At 70.2% G+C, this 18,074-nt stretch carries 20 protein-coding genes; 13 read left to right on the top strand and 7 right to left on the bottom strand.

The genetic code is table 11. The annotated features are described in order from the left end of the window. Positions 1-91: 91 nt before the first annotated feature. From OG948_RS40780 to OG948_RS40770, 3 genes are all read left to right on the top strand, one after another. The gene (locus OG948_RS40780) at positions 92-982 is read left to right on the top strand and encodes an ABC transporter ATP-binding protein (RefSeq protein WP_406300888.1); all 891 of its coding nucleotides are present in this window, start codon (positions 92-94) and stop codon (positions 980-982) included. After that, positions 979-1,851: an ABC transporter permease gene (locus OG948_RS40775; RefSeq protein WP_331770022.1), complete on the top strand. Its 873-nt coding sequence runs from the start codon at positions 979-981 to the stop codon at positions 1,849-1,851. Before OG948_RS40780 ends, OG948_RS40775 begins: the two co-directional genes overlap by 4 nt. Positions 1,852-2,021: 170 nt before the next feature. Continuing rightward, positions 2,022-3,167, top strand: a complete 1,146-nt coding sequence (locus OG948_RS40770; protein ID WP_331770021.1) for an ABC transporter substrate-binding protein — start codon at positions 2,022-2,024, stop codon at positions 3,165-3,167. Positions 3,168-3,383: 216 nt separating this feature from the next. Here OG948_RS40770 and OG948_RS40765 read toward each other — a convergent pair whose 3' ends face one another. Next, complete coding sequence (locus OG948_RS40765; protein WP_331770020.1) at positions 3,384-3,830, bottom strand: DUF3598 family protein; 447 nt, start codon at positions 3,828-3,830, stop codon at positions 3,384-3,386. A 345-nt stretch (positions 3,831-4,175) separates the two neighbouring features. Here OG948_RS40765 and OG948_RS40760 point away from each other — a divergent pair, with 345 nt between their 5' ends. The 3 genes from OG948_RS40760 (at position 4,176) to OG948_RS40750 (ending at position 6,209) form a co-directional block, all read left to right on the top strand. Further along, complete coding sequence (locus OG948_RS40760; RefSeq protein WP_331770019.1) at positions 4,176-5,057, top strand: CoA ester lyase; 882 nt, start codon at positions 4,176-4,178, stop codon at positions 5,055-5,057. Between the two features lie 163 nt (positions 5,058-5,220). Beyond that, positions 5,221-5,829 (top strand): MarR family winged helix-turn-helix transcriptional regulator, encoded by a 609-nt coding sequence (locus OG948_RS40755; protein WP_406300567.1) that lies wholly within the window; start codon positions 5,221-5,223, stop codon positions 5,827-5,829. Next, complete coding sequence (locus OG948_RS40750) at positions 5,826-6,209, top strand: nuclear transport factor 2 family protein (RefSeq protein WP_331770017.1); 384 nt, start codon at positions 5,826-5,828, stop codon at positions 6,207-6,209. Before OG948_RS40755 ends, OG948_RS40750 begins: the two co-directional genes overlap by 4 nt. A 243-nt stretch (positions 6,210-6,452) precedes the next feature. Here OG948_RS40750 and OG948_RS40745 read toward each other — a convergent pair whose 3' ends face one another. After that, a complete protein-coding gene (locus OG948_RS40745) occupies positions 6,453-6,956 on the bottom strand; it encodes a GNAT family N-acetyltransferase (RefSeq protein WP_331770016.1) in 504 nt (167 codons plus the stop codon). A gap of 131 nt (positions 6,957-7,087) precedes the next feature. Here OG948_RS40745 and OG948_RS40740 point away from each other — a divergent pair, with 131 nt between their 5' ends. Next, entirely contained in the window at positions 7,088-7,282 is a 195-nt protein-coding gene (locus tag OG948_RS40740; RefSeq protein WP_331770015.1) for a hypothetical protein, read from the top strand. A gap of 241 nt (positions 7,283-7,523) precedes the next feature. On the opposite strand, the gene OG948_RS40735 is transcribed toward OG948_RS40740, so the two are convergent. Next, the gene (locus tag OG948_RS40735; protein ID WP_331770014.1) at positions 7,524-8,519 is read right to left on the bottom strand and encodes an alpha/beta hydrolase; all 996 of its coding nucleotides are present in this window, start codon (positions 8,517-8,519) and stop codon (positions 7,524-7,526) included. Positions 8,520-8,664: 145 nt separating this feature from the next. On the opposite strand from OG948_RS40735, the gene OG948_RS40730 reads away from it, so the two are divergent. Together OG948_RS40730 and OG948_RS40725 are read left to right on the top strand one after the other, a co-directional pair. Next, positions 8,665-9,252 carry a helix-turn-helix domain-containing protein gene (locus OG948_RS40730; protein ID WP_331770013.1) on the top strand — a complete coding sequence of 196 codons (588 nt, stop codon included), beginning with the start codon at positions 8,665-8,667 and terminating at the stop codon, positions 9,250-9,252. 185 nt (positions 9,253-9,437) lie between these two features. After that, positions 9,438-10,067 (top strand): hypothetical protein, encoded by a 630-nt coding sequence (locus OG948_RS40725; RefSeq protein WP_331770012.1) that lies wholly within the window; start codon positions 9,438-9,440, stop codon positions 10,065-10,067. A gap of 107 nt (positions 10,068-10,174) precedes the next feature. On the opposite strand, the gene OG948_RS40720 is transcribed toward OG948_RS40725, so the two are convergent. Both OG948_RS40720 and cysD read right to left on the bottom strand, forming a co-directional pair. Beyond that, positions 10,175-11,485, bottom strand: a complete 1,311-nt coding sequence (locus tag OG948_RS40720; RefSeq protein ID WP_331770011.1) for a GTP-binding protein — start codon at positions 11,483-11,485, stop codon at positions 10,175-10,177. 2 nt (positions 11,486-11,487) lie between these two features. Continuing rightward, positions 11,488-12,441 carry a sulfate adenylyltransferase subunit CysD gene (cysD, locus tag OG948_RS40715; protein ID WP_331770010.1) on the bottom strand — a complete coding sequence of 318 codons (954 nt, stop codon included), beginning with the start codon at positions 12,439-12,441 and terminating at the stop codon, positions 11,488-11,490. A 258-nt stretch (positions 12,442-12,699) separates the two neighbouring features. On the opposite strand from cysD, the gene OG948_RS40710 reads away from it, so the two are divergent. Then, entirely contained in the window at positions 12,700-13,248 is a 549-nt protein-coding gene (locus tag OG948_RS40710) for an isochorismatase family cysteine hydrolase (RefSeq protein ID WP_331770009.1), read from the top strand. A gap of 88 nt (positions 13,249-13,336) precedes the next feature. Here the strand turns inward: OG948_RS40710 and OG948_RS40705 are convergent, their stop codons facing one another. Next, positions 13,337-13,690 (bottom strand): anthrone oxygenase family protein, encoded by a 354-nt coding sequence (locus OG948_RS40705; protein ID WP_331770008.1) that lies wholly within the window; start codon positions 13,688-13,690, stop codon positions 13,337-13,339. A gap of 19 nt (positions 13,691-13,709) precedes the next feature. Beyond that, entirely contained in the window at positions 13,710-14,561 is an 852-nt protein-coding gene (locus OG948_RS40700) for an SAM-dependent methyltransferase (protein WP_331770007.1), read from the bottom strand. A 265-nt stretch (positions 14,562-14,826) separates the two neighbouring features. Between OG948_RS40700 and OG948_RS40695 the strand changes: the two genes are divergently transcribed. From OG948_RS40695 to OG948_RS40685, 3 genes are all read left to right on the top strand, one after another. Next, positions 14,827-15,441, top strand: a complete 615-nt coding sequence (locus tag OG948_RS40695) for an RNA polymerase sigma factor (protein ID WP_331773468.1) — start codon at positions 14,827-14,829, stop codon at positions 15,439-15,441. Beyond that, positions 15,438-16,457 (top strand): CU044_5270 family protein, encoded by a 1,020-nt coding sequence (locus OG948_RS40690; protein WP_331770006.1) that lies wholly within the window; start codon positions 15,438-15,440, stop codon positions 16,455-16,457. The genes OG948_RS40695 and OG948_RS40690 overlap by 4 nt, the downstream gene beginning before the upstream one ends. A 204-nt stretch (positions 16,458-16,661) precedes the next feature. After that, a complete protein-coding gene (locus OG948_RS40685) occupies positions 16,662-18,029 on the top strand; it encodes an SMI1/KNR4 family protein (protein ID WP_331770005.1) in 1,368 nt (455 codons plus the stop codon). The last annotated feature ends 45 nt before the right edge of the window (positions 18,030-18,074 follow it).

Genomic DNA, 18,074 nt, shown 5'->3' with positions numbered 1-18,074 from the left:
GCATACGGGCGCCGGACGCAGACGGATCGCGACGGATCGACGGATTGCACGGACCGCACGGACTTCAGGGGTGAGACACGTGGGCCAGGAGCTGCCCGAACCGGCCGCGCAGGCCGGCAGGATCCGAGCCGCAGGGGTCGAGCGCCGATTCGGTCGCGGCGCGAGCCGGGTGCACGCGCTCGGCCCACTCGATCTGGACGTCGAAGCCGGGGAATTCTGCTGCATCGTCGGCCCGTCCGGGTGCGGCAAGTCCACGTTCCTGCGGATCGTGGCCGGCCTGGTCAAGCCGACCGCCGGCCGGGTCGAGGTGACGGCGGCGACCGCGAACCCCGCCGCGATGGTGTTCCAGAACTACGGCATCAGCCCGTGGAAGACGGTGTTGGCCAACGTTCGGTTCGGCTTGGACCTGCGCCGGGTGCCACGCAAGGAGGCGAACGCGCGAGCGCGCGACTGGCTGGGTCGACTCGGCCTCGCGGACTTCGCCGACCGCTATCCCGCGGCTCTGTCCGGCGGGATGCAGCAGCGTGTGTCGATCGCCCGCGCGCTCGCGGTCGAGCCGGAAATCCTGCTCATGGACGAGCCGTTCGCGGCCTTGGACGCGCAGTTGCGGACGATCCTGCAGGACGAACTCCTGGAGATCTGCCAGGCGGACAAGCGCACCGTCCTGTTCGTCACGCACAGCCTGGAGGAGGCGCTGGTGCTGGGCGACCGCGTCCTGGTGATGTCCGCGCGGCCGGGTCGAGTGATCGCCGAGCGGGTACCGCCGTTCGTCCGCCCGCGTACCGGAGAGGTGCGCAGGTCACCGGAGTTCGCCGCGATGCAGGCCGAACTGTGGGAACTGCTGCGCGGGGAGGTCGAGACGACGACCACCCGCGAGCAGGAGACCAGCCGGGAGCAGGACCGGGACCCGAAGCAGGGCGGCAAGCAGAAGCAGGACCGCAAGAGGGACCAGGAGAAGGACAAGGAGGAGGTCGCGTCGTGACGGTCACCGTAAAGGACAACGCGTCGATCCGGGTGCTGGTCCGCGAGCCGGGCACCGCCGAACGCGACCCGGGCCGGGCGCGGACGCGACGGCGACTCCTGGAGATCGGCCTGGCCGTCGCCGTTCCCGTGGTGCTCCTGCTGTGGTGGCAACTCGCCGCGAACCAGGGGTGGATCGACGACCGGCTCTACCCCGCGCCCTCGACCATCGTCGCGGACGGCTGGACCGACGCCACCGACGGCAAGCTGTGGCCGGACGTGTGGGCCACGCTGGCCCGGGTGCTGCCCGGCTACGCGATCGGCGCCCTCGGCGGATTCGTGGTCGGCCTCCTGATGGGTACCAACGCGCTGGTCCGGGCCGCGCTCGAACCCACCCTGGACGCCCTGTACGTGGTGCCCAAGCTCGCGCTCCTGCCGATCTTCATGACCATGTTCGGTCTCGGCGAGGCACCGCACATCGCGCTGGTCGCGGTGACGGTGTTCTTCTTCGTCTGGATCGCCACGATGGCCGCGGTCATCGCCGTGCCCGACGGCTACCGCGAGGCCGGGGCGGTCTTCGGCGCCGGTCCCTGGCAGATGTTCCGACACGTGTTGCTGCCCGCGTCGCTGCCGCAGGTGATGGTGGGCCTGCGGATCTCGGCGGGCGTCGCGGTCCTGGTCATCATCGCCTCCGAGGGGATCGCCTCGCCCGACAACAAGGGCCTGGGCTACGTGATCTTCAATTCGCGCCAACTCTTCGACAACCGCGCGATGTTCGTCGGGATCATCGTGGTCGCGATCGTCGGCGTGCTCTTCTCCGAGCTGATCCGCTACGTGGGCCGACTGTGCACTCCGTGGGCACCCCGCGACCGCGGTCCCGGGCAGTCCTGACGCGACGTCAACCTCGACGCAGCCCCGAGGCGATACCACCACCTCGACCCGGTTCCGACGCAATACCACCACCTCAGCGCAGTTCCGACGCGACGCCACCACCTCGGCCGGGCCGCTTCGTGCGCGGCCTCCCGACCACACCTCGGCGCACCGACCCCGAAAGGCACATCATGGCGAGACGCGGATTCCTGACGACCACCGCACTGTTGGCGTGTAGCGTGCTGCTCGCCGGATGCGGCGGTTCCGCCGACTCCGGTTCGGACCGGGACAAGACCCCGCAGCCCAAGCGCCCGATCGAGGCGGTCGCGGGATGTGAGCACGCCTGGACCGATCCGGCCGACCTGGCTCCGACCCGCAAACCGGCGCGCTGCGCGGCGGGTTCGCCCGCCGCCAAGCCGCTCGCGCAGAAGGCGAAGATCACCGTGACGGCGGGATCGTTGTCGGCCGAATACCTCGGTCCGCTGCGCACCGCGATCGCCAAGGGCGAGTTCGCGAAGGAAGGCCTGGACGTCGAGCTCAAGCAGATGCCGGCCACCGACGCGATCACGCTGCTCGCCAAGGGCCAGGTGGACGTGCTGTATTCGGCGCCCGAGGCCGGCATGGTCAACGCGGTCAAGCAGGGCTTCGACATCAAGTGGGTCGCGGGCAACTACTCGGTGGCTCCCGAATCCAAGACCGGGGTCTGGGCCCGGGTCAAGGACGGCAAGACCGGGGACGCGGTCGACCTGAAGAACGCGCGCTTCGGCACGCTGGTGGGCAAGACGTCGGTGATCATGTACCCGATCGAGAGCGTGCTCGCCCAGCACAAGACCAAGCCCACCGATGTCTCCTTCCAGCAACTGGACGGCGCGGGCGTGCCCGAGGCATTCAAGAACGGCGGCATCGACGCGGCCTGGCTGCTCGACCCGATCTGGAAGGACTTCGAGGGCAAGCCCGAGTACACCTTCCTGGGCGGTCAGCCGGTCGGCGAGCCGCTCGGCGGAATGCTCTACGGGCAAAACCTCCTGGCGAAGAACCGGGACGCCGGCGTCGCGTTCCTGCGCGCGCTGATCCGCACCGTGAACACGTACTTCGCGGGTGACTACAAGCAGGACCCGGCGTTCGTCCAGGAGTTGGCGGTGACGTTGGGCAGCAAGCCCGAACTGCTCAGGTCCGTGCCCGCGCAGGTGGTCGACTGGGAGATCCGCGGCGGCACGACCGACCGGGTCCAGAAGATGTACATCGAGGGCAAGGTGGTCGAGGCACCGGCGTTGCCGGAGGACAAGCTCGTCGACCGCTCCTTCTACGCGGAGGCCGTGGGCCACACCGGCCCCTGAGCACGACGGCCGCTCACGCGGGCGGCCGGATCGAACGCGGCCTTCCCGTGCGGGCGGCCGCGTTCGATCCGGAGCCACGGCGGCGTGCGTTCTCCCGCGGTTCGTCGGCGGCCCCGAGCCACGCGGCGCCGTTCGCGGGAACTCGCCTGCCTCCGAAGGCGGGAACTCGCCGCCGATCGTGGGAACTCGTCTCCGATCGTGGGAATTCGTCGCCGTTCAAGGGCGGATGCGGCGCTCGTTGATGAGGACCCGCCGGGTGCACCGGCCGTCCTGGATGAAGTGCCATGTGCGGCAACGTGCGTTGCCGTCCTCGGAAAGGTGGATCATCTCGTAGAAATAGCCCGAGGGGTCGTGGGTGTACGTCCAGGTCAAAACCGTGATCCTGTCGTCGACGTCCCAAGCGTGGCCGCTCATCCGCTCGGTGTCGAAATGGATCCGCCCGTCCTTGTAGGTGGCAGGGAAGAGGAACTCCTCGGAGCGGCCGTCGTCCCAGCGGTACCGGTTCGTCTGCAGGTACGGGTGGGCGCCGTCCTCGGGAAACGCACACGTCAGGTGGGCGTGGTGCCGGTCGGTCACCGTGCCGTCCTCGTCGATGTAGACGTAGGTGCCTTCCCACTCGCCTTCGTGTCGGACGAGGGTGGTCATCTCTTCGCGGATTCCCATGCGAGCGCGGTCCCTTCCCGGTGGGCGTTCGGTGTCGAGGAGTCGTGGCGCGGTGGTGGCGGGCGGCGGACCGTCCCGTGGTCCACGTTACGGTCGCCCGGAGGTAGGTGCCGGCGTGGTCGGTTCACCCGGCGAATCGCAACCTTGATCCTGGGAACGACCGCGCCTATGGTGGCGAAGCATCCCGCTCCCGCCGCACGACTGCGCAGTCCGCCCACAATCGTGCCTTGCGCGCCCGCGAGGAGACATCATCACCGTCATCGAGCACGTCCTCCCGAAGCCCGCGGCCGGCCCAACTGCCGTGCTGGGTGGCCGAGTCCACCGCGAGTCGGACAGGCGGAGCGGATGACCGGCCGTTCATGGCTCTACGTTCCCGGGGACCGACCCGCCATGCTCGAAAAGGCACTGTCCCGAGGTGCGGACGCCGTCATCGTCGACCTCGAGGACGCCGTGCCCGCCTCGGCCAGATCCGCCGTGCGCGCCGAGGTCGCGCGTTGGCTGACCCGGCAGGACCCCGAAGGACGATGCGCGATCTGGGTCCGCGTCAACTCCGGTACGCCGGGCCTCGCCGACGCCCGTGCCGTCGTCACGCCCGCCCTGCGCGGTCTGGTCCAGGCCAAGTGCGCGGGTCTCGACGAACTGCGCGCACTGCACGACGTCCTCACCGAGCGGGAACACGAAACGGGCATCGACGTGGGCCGGACCCAGGTATCCCCGCTGCTGGAGGACGCGGCGGCGATCCTCGCCGCACCTGCCATCGCCCGTGCGCCCCGCGTGACTCGACTCCAGGTCGGCGAGGCGGACTTGTGCGCGGACCTGGGCATCGAACCCGGTGACGACGAATCGGAACTCCTCCCGATCCGGTCCCGGATCGTGCTCGCTTCGGCGGCTGCCGGCATCGCTCCTCCGGTCGGCCCCGTGTCGACCGACTACCGTGACCTGGACGCCCTGCGTCGTTCCACCGAACGGCTGCGTCGTCTCGGCTACCGATCGCGTGCATGCATCCACCCCGATCAACTGGGTGTCGTTCACGACGTCTTCACCCCCTCGCCGGAGGCCGTCGAGCGCGCCGGACGACTCGTCGCACGCTTCGAGGCCGGGCTTGCCGCGGGACAGGCGGTCTGTGTCGGCGAAGACGGCAAGATGATCGACGAGGCGGTGGTCCGCAACGCCCGCCGGATCCTGGCCGCGGGAAACGTGGCATCGGGGGGATCGGCGTCCCGATAGGGCACGTGCAACTCGGCGACCACGGCGCGCAGTCGGCCGTCCGGGACGCGGGCGATCCTGATCGCGGTCGGGCAGCGCCGACGGCAGAGCCGACGCCCGATGCGAGGCCGGCCACCGCCTCCTGTCCTCGTCCTCGTCCTCGTCGACCCGAGGGTCGGTGCCGTTGACGCGGATCGTGGTGATGGAATACAACTTCATTATGAAGGACGTAAGTAAAACGCAGAGGCTGTCGGCGGATGCCGACGGGCTGCTCTTCGATCCTCAAGTACGCTCCGCCATGGTGGAGTTCGCCGTGGACGGGGACACGCTGCGGCTGGAGGCGGCGGCCGCCGCGCGGTCCGCGCACAACGCGGTCGAGCGGTTGCGGGCGCACGGTTCGGAGGGGCGCGGGCTCAGTGCCGGGGCGCTCGACGTGCTCGCGAGGCTGGGCGGTGCGGGGGAGGCCGGCGTGAAGCCGGGTGAACTCGCGCGGGCCGCCGGGGTCAGCCCCCGCAACGTCACGGGACTCCTCGACACCCTCGAACGCGACGGACTCGCCGAGCGCGTACCGGACCCGCACGATCGGCGCGCCGTGGTGGGCCGCATCACGCCGGCAGGTCGCGCGTGGCTGGACGACTTCCGCGCGCCGACCCAACGCGCCATGTCGGCCGTGTTCCACGGATTCACCGACACCGAACTCGGCCTGCTCCGCCACCTGTGCCTGCGCGTCGTGGAGAACCAACAACGCATCGCCGCCCACCTCGACGGCCTCGGAAAGGAGAACCTCGCATGAGCGCGACCGCCGACCGCACCCGCGACACCGTCCGCGCCTACCACCGGGCCCGATTCCGAGGAGACGTGCCCGCCGCGGCCCGGACTCTCGCCGACCGGTTCCACTTCGACAGCCCGCTGATGGCCTCCGACGACGCGGAGCAACACCTCGCGGGACTCGACATGTTCGTGGCGATCGTCGAACGGGTGGAGGTGATCAGCGAGTTGTTCGCGGACGACCGGGCCACCCTGGTCTACGACGTACACACCACCATCCCCGTGGTCGGCATCCAGCGCACCGCCGAACACTTCCGGGTGAGCGACGGACGCATCACCGACATCCGGTTGATTTTCGACGCCACTCCCTGGCACACCGTCATGCGCGCGATCCCGCAGCCCTGACCGAGGCCCCGTGTCGCATCCGCCGCGCACATCGCAGAATTCGACGCCGGCGCGGGTCGCTGGATCAGGATGGCGCGTCGAGGAGACGTTCCAGGCGAGCCAGGGCCTGGCCGGCCTCGACGAACACCGGCTTCGCCACCACCGAGCCCGATCCCGAGCCGGCCACCACTGCCCTCAAGTCGCGTGTGCTGCCGGAGCGCACTCGATCATGTGAGCACGCAGCCCCGGGAGTACGATCCCGCGTCACGGCAACGAGCGTTTGAGCCATACCACTTCACCGCTGTCTTCCGTGGAGACGCGATCCCGCTCGAACCCGAGCTTCTCGAGGACACGCAACGACGGTGTGTTCCACGCGCCGACGGTCGCCCAGAGCCGCTTTCGCCCGGTCGCGGTGGCGGCATCGACCACCGCGCCGGCCGCCTCGGTGGCGTAGCCGCACCCATGCGCGCGCTGGAACAGCTCATACGCGATTTCGGGCTCCTCCACGGTGGAGCGGCCGATGATCAACCCGCAGTAGCCGATGAAGTCGCCTTCGTCACGGCGCCGGATGGGCAGCAGGGCGATTCCCGTGGTCTCCGTCGCGGTGAGCAGCTTCGCGATGTCCGTCCGGGTGTGCTCGACCGTGGGCGTCTCCTTGCCGCGTTCGGAGAGGAGGGCGCAGAACTCGGCAGCGTCCGACTCGGCCCATGGCCGCAGGGTGAGCCGCTCGGTCTCAAGGTGGAACGACATCGTCTCGTACGTGGACATGCCCCTACTCTGCCCGACGGATGATCACGAACTACAGCCGGAATATCAGTACTCCGGACTCCGGCGGTGTTTCGTGTCCTGAGCCGCGGGTTCGTCATCGGTAGCGGCTCTGGCCACATCCTGACCCCGAAGTGTCCGCAGCCCGCGCTTGCGGAGCCGACGTCAGTCTCGAGACGCTGACCTTCGAGGACCTCGGTGGGCGCACCCGCGTGCACACCCACTCGGTGTTCCCGTCGGTGGCAAGTCGTGACGCGATGATCGAAAGCGGCATGGAGCACGGCGTCCGCGACTCGATGACTCGCCTGGACGAACTGCCGGCCCGATGACCGGCCGGACGGGTGCGGCGCGACGACGTCTTGATCGCGCGCGGTCCCCGGCGCTCACGGACCGCAAGGACGCGCGCAGCCGCACCGCCCCCGTCCGACACCGCCGACCGGTTTCGACCAAGGAGCTCCCGGCGCAGGGATTCGGCCCCGCAGGGCCCCAGGTTGTCGAGCCCTCGACCCGGGCGCCGCGCGGCGGCGGAAGTCGCGGTGGGTCGAGAGGGTGCCTGGGGCGAGGGACGGGTCATGCGGCCGGGGGCAGGGAGTCGAGCCAGGAAACCAGGAGATGGTTGACCTCGTCGGGGCGTTCCTGCTGGATCCAGTGGCCGCAGCCGTCCACGATGTGCGAGGAGACCAGGCCGGGAAGCGTGGACGGGTACGCGCCGATCGCGTCGGCCATCCAGGTCGTGGAGGCGTCCAGGCCGCCGCCGATGAACAGGGACGGCTGCTTGATGGGGGCGCCGGCGTAGGAGGCGAGGTCCGCCCAGTCGCGGTCCATGTTGCGGTAGCGGTTGAGAGCCCCGGTCATGCCGGTGCGCTCGAACTCTCCGGCGTACACGTCGAGGTCGCCCTCGGTCAGCCAGGAGGGCAGCCGACCGCTCGGGAAGCGGTCGCGCAGCCGCCCCCCGCCGCGGCTCACGAAGTGCGGGTCGGGTTCGCCCCGCGCCGGCATGGTGTCGGCGGACAGGGCCGCGAAGAAGCCCGCGAGCCAGCCGCGGACGTCGGGTTCCATCTCCGCCTCGGCGCGGCCGGGCTCTTGGAAGTAGGAGACGTAGAACTCCGCCTCCCCGCCCATTCGGGAGAACACGTCGGTGGGGCGGGGGCCGCCGGGCGGTGCGTAGGGGACGCTCAGCAGCCCGACCGCGCGGAAGATCTCGGGGTGGAGCAGGGCCGAGCCGGCCGCGATGTTCGAGCCCCAGTCGTGTCCGACGATCACCGCCGCGTCCTCGCCGAGAGCGTGCACCAGGGCGACGTTGTCCTCCACCAGGGCGAGCATCCGGTAGTCCTGCGTCGCGGCCGGCTTGGAGGAGCGGCCGTAGCCGCGTACGTCGAGTGCGACCGCCCGGTATCCCGCCGCCGCGAGTGCCGGGAGTTGGTGCCGCCAGGAGAACCAGGACTCCGGGAAGCCGTGGACGAGCAGGACCAGCGGCCCGGTGCCCTGCTCGACCAGGTGCAGTCGGCCGGCGGGTGCCTCGATGGTGCGGTGGCGCAGGTCTGCGGCTGGTACGGGCTGGTACATGGCCCCTCCTCGGGTTCCCGGGTGGTTGTGGTGACGCACCGATCATGCGGTGCCGCGGTCGACCGACGCGACCTTCCCTTGCCATCCTGGCAAACTGGGAGGCCAGGGCAGTGAACACGGCCAGACCGGAAGGGGTGAGGCGAGAATGACGGACGACGGCACAGCCGACGCACTGGCGGCCATGGGCCCGCGGCTGCGGACCGTGCGCGAGCGGCACGGTGCCACGCTCACCGACGTGAGCCGAGCAACCGGCATCTCCCTCAGCACGCTGTCGCGCTTCGAGAACGGACGGCGCAAGCCGACCCTGGATGCGCTGCTGAGCCTGGCCAAGACGTACGGCGTCACGCTCGACGAGCTCACCGGCACCGCGTCCGCCACGGCGGAGAGACCGCGAAGTGCCGCGCCGCGGCGCCCCGGGCAGGACAAGACGATGTTGCCGCTGACCCGGTACGTCGGGGGCCTGCACGCCCACAAGCACATCCTGCCCGCCGACGGCGAGCAGCCCCTGCGCCCACGACAGGTATCCCACGAAGGCTACGAATGGCTGTGCGTGTTGTACGGGCGGCTGTGGCTGGCGCTCGGCGAACAGGACCTCGTCCTCACCGCCGGGGAAGTCGTCGAGTTCGACACCCGTACACCTCACGGAGTCGCCAACGCCGCCCCTGATGGACCGGTCGAATACCTGATCATGTTCGGGCCGCAGGGCGAACGGCTGCGCCCGCGCGCCGTCTAGGAACCGGGTACCGGCGCGTGCGGAGGTCGTGCGGCGCGGAACTCCCGAAGCCGGCGCGTCGCGGCAGCCGAGTCCCTTGCGCCGGTTGGCTCAGTTGCGATCGCCGCACGATGTGGGCCGCCGTGCAATGGAAGCCGCCGCACGAATCCCGGCGGGCCTTGCTGCCGGGTCGAGAACAGGGATGGATGGCAATGCAAGAGACGCTCTACGTCCGAAGCATGTACGCGATGGGTGACCCGGCCAAGATCGACGCCGCTCTGGACGGGCTCGTTCGTGAGGCCCCGGGCATGTTGTCCGACAACCCCGGCTACCGCCGCTTCGGACTGTTCGCCGACCGTGATCTGGGCAAGATCCAGATGAGCTCGTGGTGGGAGACCGCGGACGCCCGTGCGCAAAGCGACACGCGTCTGCGCGAGCGCCGGATGGAACTGCTCCGGCCGTTTGCCGACTCCGTGACCACGGACCAGTGGGAAGCACCGTCGTACACGTCGATGCCCGACGTTCCCGAGGGCGCCTTCATGCGCCTGGGCCGTACGGAGCTCGACCCCGCCGACGCCGAGCTGTACGTGCGGACCTTCCAGGACTTCGGACGCGCGAAGCTCGAAGCCATCGACGGACTCGTCGCGGCGGCACTGTTCATCGACCGCGCCGCCGGTCGGGCCGCGGTCGGCACACTCCACCGGGACGAGGCCGCGCTGGCGTCCTCCCGCGCCGCGCAGTCCGCGGTGCGCGGCGAGGCGCTCCGGAAGGCTCGGGTCAGCCTGCGCAGCATCGAGGAGTTCGAGGTCGTCATGCTGCATCGGCGGCCGTCGTAACCGGGTAGGGGCTGTTTCGAGGTTCGGTGGACCGCTGACGATCACAGGCGGCCGGTTTGCCGGCGAGGTGACGTCGGGTGGTGGCGCCGCGTCGGTCGTCGGCCGGTTCACGCGTCGTCCAGGAGGATTCCGGCGGCGACGGTGTTGTCGGTTGCCTCGTCGACGAGGATGAAGCTGCCGGTCACGCGGTTGCGGCGGTAGGTGTCGTGGAAGAGCGGGGCGGTGGTGCGCAGGGTGACGCGGCCGATCTCGTTGAGCGCGAGGGCCGTGACGCCGGGTTCGCGGTGTCCGGTGTTCACGTCGAGGCGATGGCGCAGTTCGGCGACCTTGGCCCGGACGGTGCGGGTGGTGTGCTTGAGCGCGAAGGTGGCGCCCGGGCGCAGGTCGCCGTGCTCGGTGAGCCGGCAGACGACGGCCTGGAGGTCCTGGCCGGTACGCGGTCGGTTGTGCGGGCGGCAGATCATGTCGCCGCGGGAGACGTCGAGTTCGTCGGTCAGGCGCACGGCCACCGACATCGGCGGGAACGCCTCGGCGAGCGGGCCGTTCGGGCCGTCGATGGCCGCGATGTGGGTGGTGAATCCCGAGGGCAGGACCACCACTTCGTCGCCCGGGCGCAGCACGCCGCCGGCGACGGTGCCGGCGTAGCCGCGGTAGTCGCGGTGTTCGCCCTCGCGCGGGCGCAGGACGTACTGCACGGGGAAGCGGGTGTCGACGAGGTTGTGGTCGGAGGCGGCGTGCACCTCCTCCAGGTGGTGCAGGAGCGATGTGCCCTCGTACCAGGGCATGTTGGGGCTGCGAGTGACGACGTTGTCGCCGCGGAGGGCGGACATGGGCAGGAAGGTGAGGTCGGGGATGTCCAGTCGTGCGGCGAAGTCGGCGAAGTCGGCGCGGATCGCCTCGAACACGCCCTGGTCGTAGTCGACCAGGTCCATTTTGTTGACGCACAGGACCAGATGCGGGATGCGCAGGAGCGCGGCGAGGAAGGCGTGCCGGCGGGACTGTTCGAGGATGCCTTTGCGCGCGTCGACGAGCACCATGGCCAGGTCGGCCGTCGAGGCCCCGGTGACCATGTTGCGGGTGTATTGGATGTGCCCGGGGGTGTCGGCGATGATGAACTTGCGCCGGGGAGTGGCGAAATAGCGGTAGGCGACGTCGATGGTGATGCCTTGTTCGCGTTCGGCGCGCAGGCCGTCGGTGAGCAGTGACAGGTCGGTGTGGGTGTTTCCGCGTCGCCGGGAGGTGTCCTCGACGGCGGCGAGTTGGTCCTCGAAGATGGCCTTGGCGTCGTGGAGCAGGCGGCCGATGAGTGTGGACTTGCCGTCGTCGACGGATCCGGCCGTGGCGATCCGCAACATCTCGACGGAGCCGGGGGCGGGCGGGACGTTGTGGTCGGGGGCGGTGTCGATGGTCGTGCTCATGGTCAGAAGTACCCTTCGCGCTTGCGGTCTTCCATGCCGGCCTCGGACACGCGGTCGTCGGCGCGGGTGGCGCCGCGTTCGGTGATTCGGGTGGCGGCGATCTCGGCGACGACCTCGTGGGCGTTCGCGGCGGTGGAGCGGACGGCGCCGGTGCCGGTCGCGTCGCCGATGGTGCGGAATCGCACGGTTTCCTCGAACGGTTCCTCGCCGTCGAGGAGGGTGAGGAAGTCGGTGACGCCCAGCAGCATGCCGTCGCGTTCGAACACCGAGCGGCGGTGCGCGTAGTACAGGGCGGGGAGTTCGATGTGCTGGTCGGCGATGTACTGCCAGACGTCCAGCTCGGTCCAGTTGGACAGGGGGAAGACGCGGATGTGTTGGCCGTGCCGATGGCGGCCGTTGTAGAGGCTCCACAGTTCGGGGCGTTGGTTCTTGGGGTCCCACTGGCCGAACTCGTCCCGGAAGCTGAACACGCGCTCCTTCGCGCGCGCCTTCTCCTCGTCGCGGCGCGCGCCGCCGAGCACCGCGTCGAAGCGGTACTTGTCGATGGCGTCGAGCAGCGTGGTGGTCTGGAGCCGGTTGCGGGACGCGCGCGGACCGGTCTCCTCGACGACGCGGCCGGCCGCGATCGATTCCTGGACGGACGCGACGAGCAGTTGTACGCCTGCCTCGGCCGCGCGGCGGTCCCGGAACTCGACGACCTCGGGGAAGTTGTGCCCGGTGTCCACGTGCAGGATCGGGAAGGGCGGCGGGCACGGCGCGAACGCCTTGAGCGCCAGGTGCAGCATGACGATCGAGTCCTTGCCGCCGGAGAACAGCAGCACGGGTCTCTCGAACTCCGCCGCGACCTCCCGGATGATGTGCACCCCCTCGGCCTCCAGGGCATCGAGATGGGTGAGCCGATAACTCACGGGAGGGCTCCGATCCTCGCAGGCGAACCGAGATGCCCCGCCGGGCATCTGACGGCTTGTCAGATGCCTGAAACTAGCCTCTGATGAAGTAGCTTCACAAGAAGGTAACCAAAATAATGCATATGGCCACCATGAGTGAGGGATGGGGAATCGACGACGCCGCGACCGTCGCCGCGCGTCTCGGGCTCGCCGGGAGGGCGGCCTCGGCCTCGGCTACCGGCTGTCGGTGATCGTATGATCGTGGCCGTCGGAGCGGTTGTCGTGCCGGCCGCGGGCGTTGGATACAAGACTGGATGTGGGGCTGTCGTGACCTCCGCACTGATCATCGGCGATATCCAGCAGGGCATCACGAGCGGATACGCGTTCGCCGGGCGTGTCGTGCCGACGCTCACCGAACTGCTTCCCCGTGCCCGCGAGAGCGGTGCTCTCGTTGTCTTCGTACACTTCGCCGTTCGGGGCAATGGGGCCGATCTGCCGCCGGGCAACGAGCTGTTCAGGACGTTCCACGCAGCCGGGGACACCTTCCATGAGGGATCGGTCGGAACCGAGATCGCGCTGCCGGTGGTCGACGAGGACGTCGTCGTGGTGAAACGCCGTGCAAGCGCCTTCGCCGGTACGGATCTCGACCTGGTGCTCCGCGCGAGGGGGGTCGACACTCTCGCGATCGCCGGAGTCGCGACCAGCGCGATGGTGGCCGCGACGTGCTACGACGCGGCGGACCGTGGCTACCGGGTGACCGTGCTCCGCGACGGCTGCGCCGACGGTGACGCGGCGATACACGACTTCTTCATGGACGCGGTCTTCCCGAGTCGGGGATTCGAGGTCGTGCCCTGCGCCGACTGGCCCGGTAGGTAGCGCCGCCACGCCGGACCGGGCAATCGTCGTCTCCCGGGCCGCGGATCGACCGGGAGACGGAGATCGGTGGATTCCGCGCTCCCCACCTTCAGACCCGGTTGCGGCGGTGCAGGCGGATGGCCTTGGCCATCGCGAGGGCGGCGGCGGCGGTGGAGAGGACGGCGCGGATGCCGTTCCAGATGTTCCAGGTGGTCTCGAAGTCGGCGCGGGTCTTGGCCGGGTCGGTGCCGCCGGCGGCGGCGAGTGCCTCGTTGAGGGGGACGTTGATGCCGGAGGTGGTCAGGACGGTGGTGGTGTAGAGGGCGAGTGCGGCGAGTGTCCAGCGCATGAGGGTGGTGCCGCCGCCGCGCTTGCGGAGCTTCCGGGCGGCGATCGCGGGGCCCCGACGTATCGGTCGTGCCGCGAACCGTCCGCCGTGGATCGCGGCACGACCGCGATCCATGGCGGTGGGCGTGGGTCGGTCAGGGCTTGCGTGCCAGGAGTCCGTAGCAGCCGATGTCTGTGGGGTCCGCGAATTCGGTGTCGGGTTCCGGGTGCCAGCGGGATACGAGTTCGACGCCCGGTTCGAGGAGTTCCCAGCCCTCGGGGACGAGTGCCTCGACCTCGGCGCGGCTGCGCAGTTGCATCGAGATGCCCGATTTGCGGTACACGTTGGCGCCGCCGCCGGTGCCGACCGGGTCGAAGTCGCCGGTCAGGTGGGAGAGCAACAGGTGGCTGCCGGAGGGGAGGCGGTGGGTGAGGCGGCGCAGGACGTCCGTGGGTTTCTCGTCGTCCGGGACGAAGTGCAGGATCGCGAGCAGCATGAGGGCGAGGGGCTGGTCGAGGTCCAGGGTCCGGGTGAGCGCGGGGTGGTCGAGGATCGCGTCCGGGTTGCGGACGTCGGCGTCGATGTACGCGGTCTCGCCGTCGGGGTGGCTGCTCAACAGCGCGCGGGCGTGCGCGAGGACGATGGGGTCGTTGTCGACGTACACCACTCGGGATTCGGGAGCGATCCGCTGGGCGGCGTCGTGTGTGTTGCGGCCCTCGACGGGGATGCCGGTGCCCAGATCGAGGAACTGACGGATGCCGAGCCGGGCGAGGTGTTCGACCGCCCGCAGCAGGAACGCCCGGTTCGCTCGCGCCGCGGTGCGCGCGTAGGGGACCGCCGCCAGGGTCTGCTCGGCGGCTTCCCGGTCGGGGGCGAAGTTCGTCTTGCCGCCCAGGAAGTAGTCGTAGATGCGCGCCGAGTGCGGCCTGGTGGTGTCGATCTCCGGCGGAGTCCAGCCTGTGATGAGAGCCTCCTGCTCGGGTGAACGCTCAAACGCGGAGTCCATCGGGTCGTTGCTCCCGTCTCGAGCGGCACCGGGGACGGGCGTGTCGCACTCGTTCGATGATCGCATCCTGCAAACGGCATGCTACTCGGGTGACTTGCCGTGCCGGCGGTCGCCTGCACCCGGCTCCGCCGGGAGGCCGACCGTGCGTGGCGGGAGCGGCGGCGAGGCCCCGATGGGGATCGGCGGCCCGGTTCTCGCGCGGCGTCGCATCATGTGTGGCGGCGGTCACAGGAACCCGCCGATGCCGCCGGACAGGTCCAAGGACATGACGACGAAACTGCGCGCGCGTATTCGCGACGGGGACGACGACGCTTTCGCGGAGTTGTTCGATCAGTACGCACGGTCCGTCTACAACCACGCCTTCCGATTGACGGGGGACTGGTCGACGGCCGAGGACGTCGTGTCCCTGACCTTCTTCGAGGCGTGGCGGCTGCGCGGCCGGTTGGACGCCGAGGGCGGATCGTTGCGGCCGTGGCTGCTGGGGATCGCCACCAACACCGTGCGGAACATCAGACGCGCGGCCCGACGTCACGCCGCCGCGATGTCGCGGCTGCCGCCGGGGGGCGTCCTACAGGACTTCTCCGACGAGGTCGTGGGTCGGATCGACGACGCCGAACTGTTGGACGCGGTACGGCTCGCGCTGGACACGCTGCGCCGCACCGAACGGGAGGTGCTGGCGCTGTGCGTGTGGTCGGGCTGCGACTACGCGACGGCGGCCCGGACGCTGGGCATTCCGGTGGGCACGGTGCGCTCGCGGCTCTCCCGCGCCCGACGCAAACTCGCCGCCGCGGCGGAGAAACGGGAACCGCTTCGCCGCTCGGGACAGGTGAGAGGTGCCCACACATACGCGAGCAGGCCCATCCAGGAAGGAAACGAATGAACGACACGACGTCGCTCCCCGAGAAGGACCTTCCGCCGGGTCGCCATCAGCAGATCAAGGAGCATCTGATGCGCGAGATTCGGCACGAGCACGCCCCGACCGGGAGTCGTTCCCGACGCGCCCCGTGGCTGCGACCCGTCGTCGTCGGACCGGTGGCGGCCGGTGCCCTGGCCCTCGCGGTCCTCGCGGGCGTCAGCCTGAACGGCACGGACAATCCCGGCAGGACGATCGGTCGGGCCGGACCGGCGACGTCCGCCTTCGCCCCGCAGGTCAACGGCGACACCACCGGTGGTGCCGCCGACCTGCTCAACCGCATCGCGATGGTCGCGGCCGAGTCGCACGCGGTGGAGGGCATTCGGGACGACCAGTACATCTATGTGCGCAGCCGGGTCGCCTCGGCGACGGTCGGCGAAGGCATCCCCACCACGTTGGCCCCCCTGCACCTGCGCGAGGCATGGCGGGCCGTGGACGGCTCCCGCCCGGGACTCTCCCGAGAGCCGGGTCGGCCGTTCGGCGCCGCCGAGCAGCCGATCGAGGCCGACGCGCGTCCCGGTGAGCTCGGCTACGAGTCGACCACCAACTACCGACACCTTTCGACCCTGCCGACCGACCTGGACGCGATGTACCGCTGGCTGCGGGCCCAGGGCGACAAGGACGGGGGCGACCGGAACCTGGACCAGGACGCCTTCGTCCTGGTGAGCAGCCTGCTCCGCGAATCCATGATGCCGCCGAACGTGGGCGCCGCGCTCTACCGGGCCGCCGCCAGGATCCCGGACGTGCTCGTCGTACCGGACGCCGTCACCGCCGCCGATCGACACGGCATCGCGATCGTGCGATACGACTCCTACAATCCCGGTGTCCGCGACGAACTGATCTTCGACAAGGACACGTTGCGGTACATCGGTTCGCGCAGTGTCGCGACGAAGGCGACCGACAGCATCGAGGCGGGACAGGTGCTCGACACCACGGCGGTGTTGGAGACCGTGGTGGTCGACAGGCCGGGCATGTTGCCCTGATCGATACCCGACGCGAGTCCCGAGGACCGGCGGAGCCGCCGGCGGATGGTCGACGCGAGCATCCCCGGTGGTGACGCAAGGCCCGGGCGCCGCCGACCGGTTCCGGGGCCCGCTTCGTGCGGGCCCCGGGCCGAGAGCGCGGCAGCCGTTGTCGCACCCCTGTGGTGGGGTGCTGTCGGACGGTCGAGAGCGAGGGCGGGGACGATGGGTGAACGTACGGTCTGGCGACCGTTCTTGGAACAGTGGAGCGAGGAGTGGGTCGCGGGGCATGATCCGGAGCGCGACGGGCCGCTCGCGGAGGAGGTGGTAAGGGACACCTGGCTCGGGTTCGCGCCGGCGGGCGAGGCCGAGGTCGCCGAGGCCGAGGCCCGACTCGGGCGCCGACTGCCGCCTTCGCTGCGGGACTTCCTGCTCGTCACCGACGGGTGGCGGGATGCGGGCAACTTCATCTACCGGTTGGCGGGCAGCGCGGAACTGGAATGGCTGCGGGACACCGACGACAGTGGCTGGATCGAGGTCTGGGAAGAACTCGCGGAAGACGAGGACGAGGACGACGAGGAGGCGTTCGGCGTTCAGGAGGCGAAGGTGCTCGCGCGTTCGCTGCGTCTGTCCCTCGACGGTGACGCCGCGGTCATGCTGCTGGATCCGGACGACGTGGACGAGGACGGCGAGTGGGCGGGGTACTGGCTCGCCTCCTGGTCCGGCGAAGGGCCGAAGCGGTACGACTCGTTCCACGACCTCATGCACCGGCAGTGGGTGTCCTTCCACGCCCTGCGCAAGCCGCCGGGTGCCACTCGGGACCACTGGGACGCGGAGGTCGAGCAGGCTCGCCGGGAGGCGCTCGCCGGGGCGGTGAGCGGGCCGCTCGCGGTGTTCGCGCGGGCGCACGAGTACGGATTTGAGCGCGCCGATGTGCTGAGCACGCAGATGGAGGCGATGCTCGGCGATTGGCGCCGGCACCTCGCGAGCCTGCTGTGGTACGGCCCGAGCAAGGACGATCTCCTGGCCGGCCCGCTGTTCGCCGCGGAACTCCTGCCGCTGCTGGTCCGGCACGACCGGCTCGCCCACGCTCACGACCTGCGGCCCCTGCCGCGGCTCGCAGAGTGCGCGCCCGAACCGATACGGGAGCTCATCGCCGACTACGAGGCCCGTGCCGACGAACCGGGCTTCCGGCTCACCTTCGGCGGCGGCCCCGAGTTCGACGCGGCCGTGCACGCCGTCGCAGACCCTCTCGCCGCGCACCCAGCCTTCCAGGCTCCCGACGAGTCGACGCCGCGTACGGGCCCCATCGTCATCACTGTGTACGCGAGCGGCGACCCGGCGCCCGAAGTCGATCCATGGGCCGATCCCCTGAAGGTGCGGGCGGCCCGCGCGGCCCTCTGCGACGAAGCCTGGCCCGAACTCCGGGCGGCGCTGCGCCTGTGGAGGCCGGTGTGCGAGGACCACATCGCCCCGATATCCCTGTTCGCCGACCCCGTCCTGGCCGAGATGATCACCGAGGCCCGCGGCCGCGAAATCCTGACCATGCCGCGTGGTGCGGGCTCCGGCGTGCGCCGGATCGGGAGGGAGTGAAGGCCGCGGGCCGGCCGGCGGTCGTACCCGGCGGGTCGTACGCTC

Source organism: Embleya sp. NBC_00888, assembly GCF_045207655.1.
Lineage (GTDB): Bacteria > Actinomycetota > Actinomycetes > Streptomycetales > Streptomycetaceae > Embleya.
This window is presented reverse-complemented; position numbering and strand designations above follow the sequence as displayed.